At 31.2% G+C, this 16,918-nt stretch carries 16 protein-coding genes, 1 pseudogene and 1 other annotated feature; of the genes and pseudogenes, 12 read left to right on the forward strand and 5 right to left on the reverse strand.

Annotated elements, in window-relative coordinates; all coding sequences use genetic code 11:
- Positions 1-3: 3 nt before the first annotated feature.
- The gene (locus tag AC1Q8L_RS14235; RefSeq protein ID WP_001037123.1) at positions 4-951 is read right to left on the reverse strand and encodes a phosphotransferase enzyme family protein; all 948 of its coding nucleotides are present in this window, start codon (positions 949-951) and stop codon (positions 4-6) included.
- 331 nt (positions 952-1,282) lie between these two features.
- Here AC1Q8L_RS14235 and AC1Q8L_RS14240 point away from each other — a divergent pair, with 331 nt between their 5' ends.
- The gene (locus AC1Q8L_RS14240; RefSeq protein WP_025118315.1) at positions 1,283-2,377 is read left to right on the forward strand and encodes a helix-turn-helix domain-containing protein; all 1,095 of its coding nucleotides are present in this window, start codon (positions 1,283-1,285) and stop codon (positions 2,375-2,377) included.
- 14 nt (positions 2,378-2,391) lie between these two features.
- On the opposite strand, the gene AC1Q8L_RS14245 is transcribed toward AC1Q8L_RS14240, so the two are convergent.
- On the reverse strand, positions 2,392-4,083 hold the full coding sequence (locus tag AC1Q8L_RS14245; protein ID WP_001190012.1) for a M3 family oligoendopeptidase: 1,692 nt from the start codon (positions 4,081-4,083) through the stop codon (positions 2,392-2,394).
- Between the two features lie 170 nt (positions 4,084-4,253).
- Here AC1Q8L_RS14245 and AC1Q8L_RS14250 point away from each other — a divergent pair, with 170 nt between their 5' ends.
- The 3 genes from AC1Q8L_RS14250 (at position 4,254) to AC1Q8L_RS14260 (ending at position 6,665) form a co-directional block, all read left to right on the forward strand.
- Positions 4,254-4,847: a DUF4030 domain-containing protein gene (locus tag AC1Q8L_RS14250; protein WP_001225390.1), complete on the forward strand. Its 594-nt coding sequence runs from the start codon at positions 4,254-4,256 to the stop codon at positions 4,845-4,847.
- A gap of 70 nt (positions 4,848-4,917) precedes the next feature.
- Positions 4,918-6,288: an aminotransferase-like domain-containing protein gene (locus AC1Q8L_RS14255; protein ID WP_000280111.1), complete on the forward strand. Its 1,371-nt coding sequence runs from the start codon at positions 4,918-4,920 to the stop codon at positions 6,286-6,288.
- Between the two features lie 20 nt (positions 6,289-6,308).
- Positions 6,309-6,665, forward strand: coding sequence for a hypothetical protein (locus tag AC1Q8L_RS14260; protein WP_001253117.1), 357 nt, complete (start codon positions 6,309-6,311; stop codon positions 6,663-6,665).
- Between the two features lie 110 nt (positions 6,666-6,775).
- Here AC1Q8L_RS14260 and AC1Q8L_RS14265 read toward each other — a convergent pair whose 3' ends face one another.
- A complete protein-coding gene (locus tag AC1Q8L_RS14265; protein WP_001180378.1) occupies positions 6,776-8,209 on the reverse strand; it encodes a 4-hydroxyphenylacetate 3-hydroxylase family protein in 1,434 nt (477 codons plus the stop codon).
- 18 nt (positions 8,210-8,227) lie between these two features.
- On the reverse strand, positions 8,228-8,671 hold the full coding sequence (locus AC1Q8L_RS14270) for a cysteine dioxygenase (RefSeq protein ID WP_001176002.1): 444 nt from the start codon (positions 8,669-8,671) through the stop codon (positions 8,228-8,230).
- 290 nt (positions 8,672-8,961) lie between these two features.
- Here AC1Q8L_RS14270 and AC1Q8L_RS14275 point away from each other — a divergent pair, with 290 nt between their 5' ends.
- The 6 genes from AC1Q8L_RS14275 to AC1Q8L_RS14300 all read left to right on the forward strand — a co-directional run bounded on the left by AC1Q8L_RS14275 (position 8,962) and on the right by AC1Q8L_RS14300 (position 13,523).
- Positions 8,962-9,162: a hypothetical protein gene (locus AC1Q8L_RS14275; RefSeq protein WP_000279697.1), complete on the forward strand. Its 201-nt coding sequence runs from the start codon at positions 8,962-8,964 to the stop codon at positions 9,160-9,162.
- 160 nt (positions 9,163-9,322) lie between these two features.
- A complete protein-coding gene (locus AC1Q8L_RS14280; protein ID WP_000438845.1) occupies positions 9,323-10,249 on the forward strand; it encodes a zinc-dependent alcohol dehydrogenase in 927 nt (308 codons plus the stop codon).
- Between the two features lie 81 nt (positions 10,250-10,330).
- A complete protein-coding gene (locus AC1Q8L_RS14285) occupies positions 10,331-11,188 on the forward strand; it encodes an NAD-dependent epimerase/dehydratase family protein (protein ID WP_000689430.1) in 858 nt (285 codons plus the stop codon).
- Between the two features lie 55 nt (positions 11,189-11,243).
- Positions 11,244-11,741: a DUF421 domain-containing protein gene (locus AC1Q8L_RS14290; protein WP_001021414.1), complete on the forward strand. Its 498-nt coding sequence runs from the start codon at positions 11,244-11,246 to the stop codon at positions 11,739-11,741.
- Positions 11,742-11,997: 256 nt separating this feature from the next.
- Positions 11,998-12,627 carry a class I SAM-dependent methyltransferase gene (locus tag AC1Q8L_RS14295; protein ID WP_000397611.1) on the forward strand — a complete coding sequence of 210 codons (630 nt, stop codon included), beginning with the start codon at positions 11,998-12,000 and terminating at the stop codon, positions 12,625-12,627.
- Between the two features lie 263 nt (positions 12,628-12,890).
- Positions 12,891-13,523 carry a type 1 glutamine amidotransferase family protein gene (locus AC1Q8L_RS14300; RefSeq protein WP_001194780.1) on the forward strand — a complete coding sequence of 211 codons (633 nt, stop codon included), beginning with the start codon at positions 12,891-12,893 and terminating at the stop codon, positions 13,521-13,523.
- A gap of 293 nt (positions 13,524-13,816) precedes the next feature.
- Here AC1Q8L_RS14300 and AC1Q8L_RS14305 read toward each other — a convergent pair.
- Positions 13,817-14,602 (reverse strand): annotated as a pseudogene (locus AC1Q8L_RS14305) (SMP-30/gluconolactonase/LRE family protein); the annotation flags it as partial.
- A 141-nt stretch (positions 14,603-14,743) separates the two neighbouring features.
- Here AC1Q8L_RS14305 and AC1Q8L_RS14310 point away from each other — a divergent pair.
- Both AC1Q8L_RS14310 and lysS read left to right on the forward strand, forming a co-directional pair.
- The gene (locus AC1Q8L_RS14310; protein WP_098312032.1) at positions 14,744-14,914 is read left to right on the forward strand and encodes a DUF2197 domain-containing protein; all 171 of its coding nucleotides are present in this window, start codon (positions 14,744-14,746) and stop codon (positions 14,912-14,914) included.
- A gap of 69 nt (positions 14,915-14,983) precedes the next feature.
- Positions 14,984-15,240 (forward strand) — a binding site (T-box leader).
- Positions 15,241-15,321: 81 nt separating this feature from the next.
- Complete coding sequence (lysS, locus tag AC1Q8L_RS14315) at positions 15,322-16,875, forward strand: lysine--tRNA ligase (RefSeq protein ID WP_000558590.1); 1,554 nt, start codon at positions 15,322-15,324, stop codon at positions 16,873-16,875.
- Positions 16,876-16,918: the final 43 nt, after the last annotated feature.

Raw genomic sequence — 16,918 nt, forward strand, 5'->3', positions numbered from 1 at the left:
TTCTTAAATATTGATATAGGTATTCTTATTTTCGATCTTCATCCTATAAAGGTTCATAATCCGTACTTGTTCCTCCGTTAATTCTTCTTTATCCCAATACATATGCATTAAGCTATATTCAAAAATCTCCTTTAATTTAATAAATAACGGAAACTTGTCTTTCATCTCTTTTGGTAGCTCATTTTCCTCTTGGTAGCCTTCAAATAGTGCTTTTGTAATAGAATACTCATAGTCAACGATATTCCCATTTCCAGCAAATGAATATTCTATCGCACTATAAATAGGAACGGCTAAATCGAATATGTAAAAATGTTTTTCGCAGTCTTGAAAATCTATCATTGTTAAGTTTGAATTATTTTCGACTAAAATGTTTTCTAACCATAAATCTCCGTGTATTAAGCCGTAATTTGAAGGGGATTTTGGTAGCTCTTTTATGGAAGTTAAAACGTCAGATGCAATTTCTCTTATTGTATTTTCTTCTTTAGGGATATATTTAAGAAAATTATATTCTTCATTTTCATACCAATCGTTTATATGTTTTACTGGTTTAATCTTTTCAAAGCTTTTAGATATACGATGTAATTTTCCAATTTGTTTACCAAGTTTTTTAAATATATTAGAATTCCATTCAGACCTTGGTAAATGTATACCAGGAGCAGCTTTATATAATACAGCAAAAATCTCCTTGTCTAATGTGAATTTTTCTACAAAATTCCCTTGTAATGAAGGGATTATTGGTGGAACACCTAAACCATTTTGATATAAAAAATTTGTATATAAAACTTCCTCTATCTGTTCTTCATATGTTTTGTAGTTTGTAATTCTACTGAAGTATGTACCTTGTTCTGTAAGACATTCATACATCTCATTTGTTATTGGCTTAATGTTAATAAAATTCAACGGATACTGTTCATTTATGAATTGAAGTATTTCTTTTTCTAGCTTGTTCATTGAAACGTCCTTTCCAAACCTTAATTTTTTAACTTGGGAATTAAAAGAATTTTATTTTATAAAATTCGTGTTTAATTTTTGAAATCCTTTAAAATGAAATATGATGTAAATTGACCTTTGATAATTAGTAAGGTGTTGCCAACATACTCATTAACGCTAAATTGAAAAATGAATAGAAGGTATGACAAAATAAGATAGATGAAAAAATATAAAATTAATACTTATATATAGATTATAAAGACTTTAGAGAAAGGCTCATGTTATAAAACACAAGAAATATCAAAAGAAAGAAACGCACTTCTCCTATACTTTTAAATAAGGAGTGAAGGAAATGAATGAACATATACAGCAGATGATTAATTGGATTGAGAGCAATTTAAAAAAGAGATTTTCATTAGATGAATTATCTCGTTACATGGGGTATTCTCCTTATTATTGCTCTTTTAAATTTCATCAAGTAACGGGTTTCAGTATTAGACGTTATATTCTTCTTAGAAGGTTGTATTTATCTACGGAAGATTTAAAGAAAGGTAGGAAGATAATTGAGGTAGCGTTGGATTACGATTACTCTTCCCAAGAGGCTTATAGTAGAGCTTTCAAAAATGTTTTTGGAATGAATCCAAGAGAATACCAACTTAACAAAATGCCTATTCAATCATTTGTTAAACTAAATTTAAATAAAGAAGGGGTGTTTAAAATGAATATTTCTAGAAAAATAGAGGTTGAACAGTTACCAAATAGGAAGAGTGAGCTATTTGATAAAGAGGTACTTAACATATTAAATGGTCAAGTTATGTATGAAGAATTTAAAAACGAAAAGCTAATGGGTGATTCTGATTATGCACCATTTAATGAGGCAATGTGTGTGAACTCGGCTACTACTCAAGTTTTTAATGAAGAGTTTATTAAAACAAGAGCGAAAGGACATAACAGTTCAGTAGAAAGTTATATAAAAAAGGTTATAGATCCGTTAGAAAACCTTTTTACGAAAAAGTATAAATGTATTATTCTATGGTTTGGTGAAGATATGTTTTGCCAAATGAACCTACTTACCATACTTTCTCACCTTGAACAGTCTGCTTATGAAGGGAAGGTATACTTAAATAGCTTTAGAGAGGATGAATTTAAAGTAAATCAAATTGAACTTGAATTGGGGAATTATTCTTCTATATACAATGAAGTATTAGTAAACCATAAAAAGACCTCTCATAAGGTACCACCTGTAATGTATCAGGCTATAGACTTATTTTTAGAAATGTTAACAGAAGATAATGCAGTAATGAAATTCATCTCTAAAAATAAAGATTTATCAACTCGTGAATTATTAATAAAGTTGTTTTATCTTTTTCCAACAATCGGATATGGGGATACTCAGTACATAGAGCTGATTAATAAAATAAAGAAGAAAGCTACACCAAAAATATAGGTGCAGCTTTCTTCTTATAATTGCTCAAGTAATTCTAATTCTTTTTCTACAAATAGCATTAGTTCTTTAATTGTTTCACCAGAAAAATCAAAACGAATACCGGCTGCATCATACACTTCTTTTATAGATTGCGAGCTTCCTAGTGATAATGCCTTTTTATAATTTTCTAGTGCTTGCTTAGGTTCCTCTTTATATTGTTTATACATTTGTAATGCACCAAGTTGGGCGATCGCATATTCAATATAATAAAATGGTACTTCAAAAATATGGAGTACAGGTAGCCAACTCGTTGCTATCCAGTTTTCGTAGCCATCAATATGTATGACGCTAGACTGATAATGTTTTTGAAGTTGTAAGTATTTTTCATTTCTTTCTTCAGAAGTATGACTTGGATTTTCATACAGCCAGTGTTGAAATTGATCGACAATAAGCATAATAGGTAAATATGAAATAACATCTTTAAAGAAGTTAATTTTTGCTTGTTTTAAATCTTTTTTGTCTGTATAGAAGGTATCCCAATAATTAAGCGAGAATAACTCCATTGTCATACTGGCTAGCTCAGCTGTTTCAGCTGGAATTTCTATATACTGTCGTAATTTTAATGGTTTTATGAGTTCGTTATGAATACTATGACCCATTTCATGTATAAAAGTGACAATATCATCTTGTGTATAATTTAAGTTCATAAAAATATAAGATAATTGTGAAGCTGGTAAGTACTCACAAAAGCCACCAGCTGCTTTTCCTTTGCGGCTTGTTAAATCAAGACAATTGTGTTTATACATTCGGTTTAAAAGTGCTGAAAATTCAACATCTAGTTTATTAAAGATATGAGTGCTCTTTTCAATTAAATCATTTTCATTTGCAATAGGTTTAAGTACTTTTTGATCTGGAGTTACAGCTGATACATCCCACGGGCGAAGCGTATCAACTTGCAGTTTATCTTTTTTCTCTAGCAATATTTTATCTTTAAGAGGCACAACATACTTACGTATGGATTCAGCTAGTTCATAGCAATCTTTCGCTGAATAATCAAAACGCTCGTATTTTTTGAACATATAATCGCGATAATTCTCTAGTTGAATATTTTTTGCTTTTTGATGGCGAATTTCAATTAATTGATTTAATATGTTTTGGAGTTCTTTTTCAACAGATAAAAATTTTTCAGAAATAATGGTTTTTGCCTTTTTACGGGTGTCACGATTCGAATCTTGTAAATAGGATTGTAATTCTGTTATCGTTTTTTCTTCTCCGTCCCAAATTCCACTTAATCCTCCAGTGATTTCAAAGTACTCTGTGATTAATTTGTCTTCCTTTATTTCTAATTCAATATTTTCCTCACAAAATAACTTTTGAGCGTTTTTTATTTTTGTATCTAATAAACCATATACGTTAGAATCTAATTCCATTCGAAAAGGTGACTCTAAATATTTATTATCCAATAAATTTTGGTACCGCTTTAAAAGTGGCTTTACAAATTGTTGATCATGTTCAAAAGTATCCTTTATTTCTTCATCATCCGTATTACATTGAAAGGCGATGTAATGTGATCTTAATTGTTCTTCGATGTCCCAAATTACTTTTGACTGCTCTTTTAACCAATTTTCAAGGTCTAGTTTTGAAGAAATCATTTTATTTAATAAAGTCGAAAGAGTTTTGTCCAATTGTAGTACATTACTAATATCAATCGTATTTACACGTTGCATTATATATCCCTCACTTTTTATTTATTCATAGAGATATTCTATTTATTAATTGTAATTTCCTTGTTAAGTGGGGAAAATGTGAAATAATGTTAAATTTAATAATTAAAGAAGGTATTTATATGTCAAAGTAAAAAGTTTATCGTAAATGAAAATGTTTGGAGGGGTGCTACATGAGAAAGGGAAAGAAGTTACTTGTACTTTTATTTCCATTTGCTTTATTATGTGCCTGTGAGAATGACATTGAAGATGCTAAAAGTGAAGATTCTATAGTGATGGATATTGCCACAGCAGCGGTAAAGGAGGAATCTTTTTTTAGTGCTGCTATAAGAGATGAAAAAGAAAGGATAGTAGATTTAGAGATTGCTGATAGCGAAGATAGTAACGAAATAAAAAATGATATTAATAAAAGATTGGTGATACAAGGTGTAACGTCTTATAAAATCAATATAACTCAAAGAAATAGAGAAGTTGTAAAGGCAGAGAGTAGATGGAATCAAGTTTTTGGACATATATTTGATGATGTATTCAGAAAAAATGGATATGAAGGGTTTGGTATTCAGCAAATAAATTATAAAAAGAATCAACCTGTTACCATTGATATAAAAACTAAGATTAGCGATGATGAAGTAGGGGCGAGAGAACTTGGACAGAAAATAGAAAAAGAAGTTGAAGTTGTACTTAAAATAGAAGCAGTAAAGAAATGGATTGAAAATGATTCATATGCTATTGGGATTTACGATATAGATGATCGGAAAATTAACTAATTGAGGAATGAATGCTATATGAATAGAAAACCGATGGAATCAAATATAGAATTGCTGAAGGAGGTGTAATATGTATAAGTATTTACATATTTTAAATGACATTGAAAATATGATTCAAAATGGAGATATAAAAGAAGGAAAGAAATTACCGTCTATACGGTCACTCGTTACGCAATATGAATGTAATAAGGCAACAGTTATACGTGCGCTTCATGAATTAGAAAAGCGTCACATTATATATTCTGTCCCTCAAAGTGGATACTACGTTGTTAAGAAATCTGGGAGTACCATAGAAAATAACGAGATAATTGATTTCGCTTCTTCAGCACCAGATCCAGATGTTTTCCCATATTTAGATTTTCAGCATTGCATTAATAAGGCTATTGATACTTATAAAAATGATTTGTTCGTATACGGAACACCGAAAGGGTTACCATCTTTAATTCCAGTCATTCAAAAACAGTTGGCAAATTATCAAGTGTTCACGAAAGAAGACAATATTTTTATAACATCAGGTGTGCAGCAGGCGCTTGCTATATTAACTTCTATACCATTTCCGAATGGAAATGAAACTGTATTAATTGAACAGCCAACATATCATCTATATATTGATTATCTAGAAATAAATAAAGTTCCTGTAATCGGTATTAAACGTACGAATGAAGGTATCGATTTGAATGAATTGGAGCAAATATTTCAAACTGGAAAAATAAAATTCTTTTATACGATACCGAGATATCATCATCCGCTTGGAACTTCTTATTCTAAAGATGAGAAAGAAAAAATCGCACTATTGGCTAAGAAATACAATGTATTTATAGTGGAAGATGATTATTTAGCAGATTTAGAAACTGATTCAAAAGCAGATCCGTTATATAGCTTGGATAATTGTAGTCATGTCATATATTTGAAAAGTTATTCGAAGATTATTTTTCCTGGTTTACGGGTTGGAGTTGCAGTCATCCCACCATCCATTGCAAATGCGTTCTATACATACAAAAAGATACTAGATATTGATAGTCCAATGATTTCTCAAGCGGCTTTAGAAATTTATATAAAGAGCGGTATGTTTGAACGTCATAAAAGTAAAATTAATTCTTCCTACTACAATAGATCAATAAAACTAGCAGAAACATTAGAAAAAGTGCAAAATGAAAATCCATCATTATTTACATATAATAGACAAAACACATTTGGAATACACACTTGTTTAGAAATGCAGAAAAACACAGTTACAGAAACACTTATACAAAAATTAGGTGACATTCAAATAAGTGTCGATACTATTGATAAGAATTATATGAGGAATTTTCCTAAAGAAAAACTGTTAAAGTTAAATGTTTCGAATGTAAAAGAAGATAAGATTGAAGAAGGTATTCGTAAAGTAATTGAGGAAATCAAGCAATTAAGACAGTTTAATTTTCAGTTTAGAAAAGAATAATTTGAATTAGGAGGTTCGTTGTGAGGCGCAAAATCATTCTCTTGTTTGTATGTAGCGCTATAGTGGCAGGTGCAATTGTTGTGATTACATATTATAAAAAAGAGGATCAATGCATAGCAGTTGCTAAGTATTCAAGAGGTATTATCGTAGATCAAAATAACGAACCTATATTTAATGTGAAAATATATGAAGATTCAATTGAAAGTAAGGAACGCAGTATTTCAAATGCACAAGGTGAATTTGAAATACTAGATGGGGTTTATGGTGAGATTGTTTTACAATTAGTTACTCCTGATAGAGAAATCTATACGAGAAAATATGATAGGAAGTATATACCAGAAGTAATAAAGCTGAATTATAAAAATAAAAGTGAATAAGATGAAACCATTACAGAGAAAAGTAGCAGTTGTGGCCGGAGCAATTATATATGTAATTGGATAATTATATATTTTTTAAGAGCACTCTTAGCAAAGAGTGCTCTTTTTCATCAATGTAAATATTTACTTATCATCTTTTTAAAGTGATTTTTATCATAATTTACATATTGCATAGCTGTATTTCGTATTGGATCTCCAGCATAAAATCTTTCATACAATTCGTGTCTAGATCCTAAGGGGCTTCCGATGGTATCCCAGGCTAACTTAAATAATTTTGTGCGTTGTTCGGCATCTATATTAGTTCCTTTAAAGTACTTTTTCAATAAATCAGCTATAGGACTCTGGAAGTCATTTGAGCTCGAAGGAAGTTGAATGAACCCACCTGCTCCAATTAATTGTAAAATTTCTATTGCACGGGGATAATATTTGGAACCAAGATTCCTTGCAGTTTCGATATATTTAAAATTCGGCAAATAAGTTTTCGTTTTATTTGTAGTACCTTCAACTTCAGCAGCAATTAAAAGTGCGCGAATTGTTTCGATTTGCATAATTAATTCCCCAAGCTTCTCTTGAACATGCAAATAAGTAGTAGCACCGATCGCTTCAGCAATTTCACAAGCAATTGCAGTTATAAATTCTAGTTTTACTACTAATCGTACAATTGCTTGATGATAAGCTAAACTACTAGAAGCTATATCTGACTTTAATTTCCATAATGCTTCAGGGTTGTTATACAGTAAGACACGTTCCCATGGTACAAATACATTATCAAAGATTAATAGTGCATCCATTTCATCGTACTGTGAGCTAAGAGGGGAATCAACTGTACTTGAGTTTGCATTCGCAAATGGTTCTCTACAAACCATATGTAATCCAGGGGAATTGGCTGCCACAATGAGAAAGTGAGCTAAATCTTTTTGAGTATCAGTCAGTTTTGCTAATGGATAGATTAATAAATCATTTGAATAAGGAGAAGCAGTACCTACCATTTTTGCACCATTTAAATAAATTCCATCAGAAGTTTCCTTCGTAACTCTTAGTAACCCTAAATTTTTTGCATTCAATATTGATTCTGTAGAACGATTTATTTGTGGGTCACGTTGAACTACACTTAAGAACAAGTGATTATCTCTCGCTTTTTCATAATAAGATGTAATTTTATCTGGAAACTGTGCATCGAATTTTTTATAAAAATATCTTGATACGTACCAGCCAGTAAGTCTCGATCTTGCATAATCAGATAATCTACTCATTACACCGTCTGTAGCATAACTCCACGTTTCAAATGCAGTTCTTCTCATTAATAATTTATTATAGGAATTCGGAACTAAAAATGCAGTATGAACAAATTCTTTCGTTTTTGGGCTCACATATCCAATAGAATCTCTTCGTATGGGGTCATCAAACAATGTAAATAAATTAGAAATGGTACTTAATGTACCTGCAAAATGTTTGTCTGTAGTTACATCTACTTTTTGTCCATAGAGCCAAACGTTACGACCATCTTGTAAGCTCTTTATATAGTAATCCTTCAAATTTTGCATATTTCCTCCTTTTAAAGGCTACTCATATATTTGTACATCTTTTAATGGTGGGGAATATACGTGAAATGTTATTGCTGTTGAATCTGTAGCGTTATACATTTTATGCACAGTATCTTTTTTTACTGTGAAAATATTTCCCTCTGTAAACTCTTCAATCCGCTCGCTATTATTTTCGTACGTTATATTTTGTAGCGTACCATTGACTATTAGTATACATCCTACAGATATTCCGTGATCGTGCACAAAAGTCTTTGCTTTGCTGGGGAATTTTAATACTAAAATCTCTACAAATTCAGACTGATAGATAACGTTCCTTCCGTATTCAAGATTAACTGGTGAAGTAATAAAAGGAGATATTTTATGAAGTGAAATATTTAATGATTGAATAGCGTGTATTAAATTGACCGTATCGTAGTTACATAGGTTATTAAACGTTTTTTGTATGTTATGAATCAATTGCATGTAAAACTTCCTCCTAAGCATGTACAGTAAAAGAAAACCTAATCTAATATTATATAGTGAGTATTGAATTACATAATATTGTATTGAAACATTTCCGAAAAGTGACTTCTTTTACTTAGGAAGTTTATTCAATTTGAAAATTGTGGTAATTCGTTCCGTTAAAATGATATGCTTGAACTATATATTTTTTATCCCGTTAAATCCCGACTGGTGAGGGCTGATAATCAGTGAAGGATGAACAAAACCCCCACTGATTAAAGTTTCACTTTATTGGAAAGGTGATGAAATAAATGGCAGTTCTTTTAGTGGAAAATCTATATCAAATGTCTATTGTTTTACTGATTTTATGTTCATTTTGTTTTTATAGATATTTAAAGAAAATAAAAAGGGAAAGAAAGCTTACAGGTTTTGAAATTACGATGTATATCGTGACACAACTTGCGTATTTCATTTGGGCGGCAACAACTTTTCTTAAAATGTTATCAGAATAGTAATTTTAAAGTATTAGACGCTGAACAGAAATGTACAGGAGCATTAAAGGTATAAACTTGGGCAAGGGTAATTTATCATCTATTAGGTAAATAAATTTAGTCGAAATCTAGATGGATAACAATATTACTTATAACATCTTTATAAAAAGAGAGGATATAAATGGAACAATATAAGTTAATTGTAAAAGGGCCTAAACAACTTGAGTGGGAAACAAATGAAATTAAGGACATACAGGACGATGAAATTATCGTTAAAACAATCGCAGGAGCGATAAGCATTGGGGCCGAGTTACCACAGTATAATGGATCCGATGTTACAGATACGAATCCTTTTTATCCAAGAAAAACTGGATATGAAAGTTATGGTGAAGTGATTCAAGTTGGTAATAAAGTAACACATGTAAACGTAGGCGATAAAGTAGTTTCTTTTTATGGACATGAAACGATAGGGATAGTTAAGGGTTATAAAGTAATTCGAGTGCCTAGTTCTATACAACCTAAAGTTGCTTTATTATCTATTCTTTCGTGTGATGCCGCTAAAGGAGTATTGAAACTAAACCTGCGACAGGATGAAAAAGTACTTATAACTGGAATGGGAGTTATTGGTTTACTCGCTTGTTATTTCTTAAAATACTATGTAGGCGTTGAGCACGTGGATGTTGTTGAGCCTAATAAAAATAGAAAAGATTTTGCAAAGAAGTTTGGTGCGAAAAACATATATGATTCAGAAGAGAAAATAATAGAAACATATAATTATGGTTTTGAATGTTCTGCTACAAATAGTGGGTTCCATACTTTGCAAAAAGCTCTTAAAACTAATGGTGAAATATGTATACTGTCTGATGGTAATATAGAAGAACTAACATTAATTGCTAACTTTTATCAGAAAGAATTGCAAATCATTGGATCAAGTGACGGATACGATTATCAAAAGCATGCAGATTGGTTTTTTAAAGAAATAGGAAAAACACCATTTATAGAAGAGATCTTTCAACATGAAATACATTATACTTCACTCATAGAATGCTTTGATGAATTGAGTTTAGGGATAATTAAACCATTAAAAGTATATGTTTCATATGAATAACGAAAAAAATAAGCAAATATTTGTCACATACCTTACAAATGTTTCGTCACATTTATGATTACTAAATGAGGAGGAACATATATGAAAATATTTGTAGCAGGTGCAACTGGTGTAATAGGACGTTCTTTATTGCCAATGTTAATAAAAAATGGGCATACAGTTTTTGCGATGATCCGTAATACTTCGCAAGTAGAAGCAATGAAAAAGATTGGTGCCATACCAGTAATAGCTGATGTATTTAATAGAAAGGCTGTATTTTCTGTATTAGAAGAAACAAATCCCGATGTAGTTATTCATCAATTAACGTCATTGTCTTCATGGAATTTTGAGGATAATGCAAAAATTAGAACAAAAGGCACTCGTAACCTTGTCGATGCCGCTAAAAATGTAGGGGTACAGAAAATAATCGCTCAAAGTATTTCATGGGCGTATGAATCAGGGGATACATTTGCGACTGAAAAAGACTCACTACATATTACTGCTTCTATGCCTCGGCAAGTCACTGTTAATGGCATATTGAAATTAGAAAAAGCTGTTACTGAGTTACCTGAATCGGTTATACTTCGTTACGGCACATTATACGGACCAGGAACATGGTATGCGGAAAACGGATTAATAGCAAATCAAGTTCGTAATAATGAAATTATCGCATCAGACGGGATAAGCTCGTTTATACATGTTGAAGATGCTGCAAGAGCTACTATGCTAGCCCTTAATTGGCCTGCAGGAATCGTAAATATTGTAGATAATTATCCAGCAACTAGTAAAGAATGGTTACCAATATATGCAGCAGCGATAGGGGCACCTCAGCCTAAAGTTCAAGATGGGAAAAATAGTTGGGAAAGAGGAGCTTCCAATAATAAGGCACGTAAAGAGTATGGATGGACACCTTTATTTCCATCATGGTCTGAAGGATTTAACAACTTAATAGGTAAGTAAAACACACCTTTGATGGGAATGATAGTAAAATACACCATTAAAGGATTGGGTAGTTATGAATATAATTTTGGAAAGTATTATATTAACTTTTACTGGAATAATTGTTTTGAAAATGACAGGTAGTACATCTGTGAGCCAAATGACAAGAGCTGAAATCATTATAGTTGTATCAATTGGCCGTATTATTGTAGAACCTGTATTAAGTAGAAAAGTAGTCCCATCTATATTTGCGGCTATCATATTTGCAAGCATATTACTTATCATTCATTTCTTTGAATTGAAATCAAGGAAGGTGGAACAATTTTTAAATGGAAGTAGCATTATAATTGTTGAAAACGGAGAGATTGTAAAAGAGAATTTGATGCAGGCAAAAATGTCGGAACAACAACTTTATATGGAATTAAGAGAAAAAGGGATTCATGACGTAAAGAGTTTACAGCAAGTTACAGCGGAACCGAATGGTCGTATTGGTTATCAATTAATAAAAGAAGCACAACCAATAACTTTAGAAATGTTAGAAAAAGTATTAGATCGGTACAATATAAAAAGATAATTTCTCGTGAGAAAAAGCCAATACTATAACGGAAGTATTGGCTTTTTTATTTTTCTACAAACGTAAGGATTAATAAAATAGGGTGGATTTTAAACCAATCATTATAATAGATATAGGCTTATAATTGTGCTATATTCAATGGACTTATAGTGAATGTGGTAAAAAACTAATTTGGCATAGGTAGACGCAGCGTTAAAATTTATAAGTTTTTAATGTGATACTAAAAATGGATTGAAAATAAGGAGATAGATACATAATGGAATTTTGGGAATCAAGTTTTATCGAAAAACAAACGATGTGGGGATTTGAACCTACAGAATCTGCAATTTTGACAAAAGATTTTTTTCTTGAAAAGAACGTTAAGAATATATTAGTTCCGGGTATTGGATATGGAAGAAATGCAAAGGTTTTTATCGATAATGGTATAAATGTAACAGGTATTGAAATTTCGAAAACAGCGATCGATTTAGCAAGAGAAAACGGACTAGAAGATGTTAGTATGTATCACGGTTCAGTAAACGAAATGCCTTTTGATAATAAACTGTATGATGGGATATTTAGTCATGCACTTCTTCATTTGTTGAATGAACAGGAAAGAGAGAAATTTATTGAAGATTGTTATAATCAGTTAAAACCAGGCGGATATATGGTTTTTACAACTGTTTCTAAAAAAGCTCCCATGTACGGAAAAGGAAAACAGTTGGATAAAGATTATTATGAGATAATGGAAGGTGTAAAAATGTTCTTTTATGATTCTGAATCTATAAAAAAAGATTTTAATCAATATAGATTAGTAAAAGTTTCGGAAATTGATGAACCAAATAAGAACATGGCAAATAAACCTTCAATCAATTTCTTAATGATAAAATGTAAGAAAGAACGATAACTAAAAGTTATTAAGAATGATTAAAGATGTTTATATATTGATTATGCACAAATAAAAAGGACAAGCATATAATATAAATACCTTTTAACTTTAAGTAACTTTAACTTTCGTTAATAGGGTATCTCAAAATCCCCAAAAGAGCACTTGCGGAAACAAGTGCTCTTTTATTTGGAATTTTAAACCATAAATATTGAATAAAATGTTAAACTGAAAAGAGCACTTGTTTTAATTAAGAGTGTAGTATATGAATGGAGTGTTATTGAATGCAAACAAGAAAAGCCTATCTATATGTATTTGACACGATGTCTGATTGGGAATACGGACATTTAATTGCTGAACTTAATACAGGGAGATATTTCAAAAAAGATGTAGCGCCTTTTAAAGTAGTTACAGTTGGAATAAATAGAGAAACGATTATTTCAATGGGGGGCTTGAATATAAAGCCGGATATTTCCCTAGATGAATGTATCCTTGAGAGTAACGATTTATTAATTTTACCTGGAGGGAATACTTGGAGTGAAGAAATACATAAACCTATTTTGAAAACAGTTGATGAAGCTTTAAAACTTGGTACAATTGTAGCAGCAATTTGCGGTGCAACTATAGGTCTTGCAAATTACGGTTACTTGGATTCTATAAATCACACAAGTAATAGTTTAGAGTATATGAAAATGGTTTGTCCTACTTATAAAGGAGAAAATTTTTATGAAGTGGGACCTGTAGCGTCTAGTAGAAACCTTATTACTGCATCGGGTGTAGCGCCTCTAGAATTTGCCATGGAAGTACTGAAAAAATTAGATGTATTTGCGCCGGATACACTTCATTCATGGTATAAATTGAATGAGACTCATGAAGCAGAATATTTCTTCCAGTTAATGAATTCAATTAATAGCTGAGTAGTATGTCGAAAGAAAATTATATTTTAAATGATGCGAAAACTAATAACAAAATAATTTTATGAAAATAAAAGGTAAGGGTATTCCTATGAATATATGAGGAAATATCCTTACTTTTTATAGTATTATTTCCGAATGACAAATGTAATGGCATTTGTTTTTAATCGAATGTGTCTTTCATTAAGAACTATATTATAAGCTAATTCTTTTATTTCAACTTTTAGTTCTTTCCATTCTTTATAAATGCTTTTTAAAGTACTTATCATTTCTTCGGTTAAAAGATTAATTTCAATCGTCATTCTTGTTCTGGCTGTTGTAACATATAAATCAGTTAAGTTAGGTCCACCAAATGTACATGATGTTACATATAACGCAGGAATTGGAATACTTAATATTTGTTCTCCAGTAGAGGGATTCCATCTAGTTATTTTTGAACCTCCCCAATGTGCAATCCATAAACAACCTTCTTCGTCAATTGTCATACCATCAGGTAGACCATCATTTTCAGAGAAAATGATTACATCACTTGGATTATGAATGTCTCCAGTACGTATATTATATTGATAGCGAACCACTTTTTTAGTAGGTGTATCTATAAAGTAAAGGTATGTATGATCAGGTGACCAAGCGATTCCGTTTGAAGTATTTACATGTGAAACTTTTTTCTCTACACTCAAATTATTATGTAAACAATATAAGGAACCTGCAGCATTCATACCGTATGTATCTGTAGTACCTGCCCAGAAACGACCAGCGGGATCACATTTTTCATCATTAAAACGATTTTCTATTAAATGAGGTTCGGGGTCAAACATATGTGTCAGTTTTTCTGTATTTACATTAATAGAATAAAAGCCGTTTTCCATAGCTAAGAGTAATATGTCCTCTAAATATGGAACAACACAGCCAATTTGTTGATTGAGAGCGATTACTCGGTTCGTATTGGTAGTAGGATTATATATGCATAATTTTTTCTCCATAATATCAACCCAATATAAAAGTTGCTTTTTTTCATTCCAACATGGTCCTTCAGCTAAACTTGCTTTAACATTTAAAGCTAAGTCTATATTACTGAACAAGATGTTCACCTCGCGTTATAAGATATTAATATAATTCGATAAGAATAGAGGTAAACCTTTTAGTCAGAGGATATTATGATTTGTGCTCTAGAAAACTAATCTTCTCAAGTGATTAAAAGGTTTATAAACACGGAGGGGAAAATGCATATGATGTTTTATGAGATTGTTTGCTTTTCTTGTAAGAATATATTTCGTGTTTACGAAGGTAGTGAAAAATATAAGCGATTTAAAGAGAAACCAAAAGGGACATATTGTTGTGATGAGTGTAGCCACAAAATTCAATTAGAAGCGATAAAGAATTTTTTTAGATAATTTTACGATTTCGATTCGGAAAAGTTTGACAATAAAAGTGTTATAAATTATCATATTAAAAAACTAATATTTAAGGCATAGAAGAGAAGAGTAGTTAAGAAAGAATACGTACAGAGAGCTCTGGTAGCTGAGAAAGAGCGGTATACATCTTAATGAAAAAAGACTTGGAGCTGCGCAAGGAACTAATTTATTTAGGGATGGTGCGACGGGTTCTCCCGTTATAGAGATAGGGTATAAGCATATTTTGCCGTACCTGAAGAGGTTAATATGGTGACATATTAACAAACTGAGGTGGTACCGCGAAGCTAACAACTCTCGTCCTCAAGATGAATAATCTTGGGGGTGGGAGTTTTTTTGTTGCATAAAACTGGAAATGAGAAACAAAAAATAATTGAGGTGAGTAATATATGCATTGGGCGTATGAAGTAGCACATGAATTAATTAGGAAACATCCAAATAAAGAAATGTTTGTTTGTGCATCTGGAATTAGTCCGTCAGGTTCTGTTCATATTGGGAACTTTCGTGAAATCGTAACGACTTATTTCGTAGTAAGAGCACTTCAAGATTTAGGGAAAAAGACTCGTTTTATATTTTCGTGGGATGATTATGATAGGTTTAGAAAAGTTCCAAAAAATATTGATCCATCTTTTGCAAAGTATATTGGTATGCCATACTGTGATATTCCAGATCCGTATGGATGTCATAACTCGTATGCGGAGCATTTTGAAAAAGAGTTTGAAAAATCGCTTCAAGCATTTGGAATTGAAGTAGAATTTATTTATCAACATGATGAATATAGAAGCGGAAGATATAACGAAAATATATTAGAGGCCTTGTATAAACGAAAAGAAATATATGATATTTTAATGGGTTTTAAAACTGGAGAGTGTAGTGAAGAAGAGCGAGAGAGCTTTTATCCAGCTACATTATATTGTGAGAGGTGCGGAAAAGATACAACAACTATTACACATTTTAATGAAGTATTAAAAACAGTGCGGTATGAATGTGAATGCGGAAATGAAAAAGAGTTATCCGTATTAAATACAAATAAAATGAAACTAAACTGGAAAATCGATTGGCCGATGAGATGGATGATAGAGGATGTTATTTTTGAACCGGGCGGTAGAGATCATTCATCAGAAACGGGTAGTTATAATGTATCAAAAGAAATTGCAAGGAAAATATTCAATCGAGAAGCGCCTCATTACGTTTCTTACGATTTTATTGGTATTAAAGGGAATCATGAAAAAATGTCTAGTTCTTCAGGGAATAGTATTACACCAAGCGATTTATTGAAAGTGTATATACCAGAAGTAATTCTCTTTATGTTTGCAAAATACAAACCAGGCGCTGCTTTTCATATTGGGTTGGATGAAGATGTGATTCGTAATTATACAGAGTATGAGCGATTGAAAGATAGTTATGAAAATAAAACGCTCAAAAATGAAGATTTATTTGATGCAATTAAAATCTCTAGAGTTGATAGTGAGTTTAAAGAATATCCGAAATTTAATCAAGTAGCAGGAACGTTACCATTATTAAATTTTGATTCAACTATTTTACAGGGGATATTAAAGAAAATAGATAGGAGCTATGCATTAGATGAAATGAGAGCGATAAGTAATCGCGCAGAGTATTGGATAAGAAACTTTCAATCTGAAAAATTAATCGCGGTAAATGAGGAGAAAAATGCAGAGTTTTACTACACATTAGATGAAAGGCAGAAAGAATGGCTAGTAGAAGTTTGTAAAATACTTCGTTCTAATAAAGATTACTCTAACTTAATGGAGCAATTATATGCGATTTGTCATCATGAAAATAAAAAAATAATGAAAGAAAATCAAAAACAATTATTCACTATTATATATAAGCTCATTATGAATCAATCAAATGGTCCTCGTATACCATTATTAATACATGTAGTAGGCATAGAAAAATTCATCACACTATTAGATTTCTAAAACACAGTTAAAAGCAACGCAAGTACCAAAATTTCTAAGTACT

The organism is Bacillus sp. GW823-FHT06A11 (assembly GCF_058795355.1).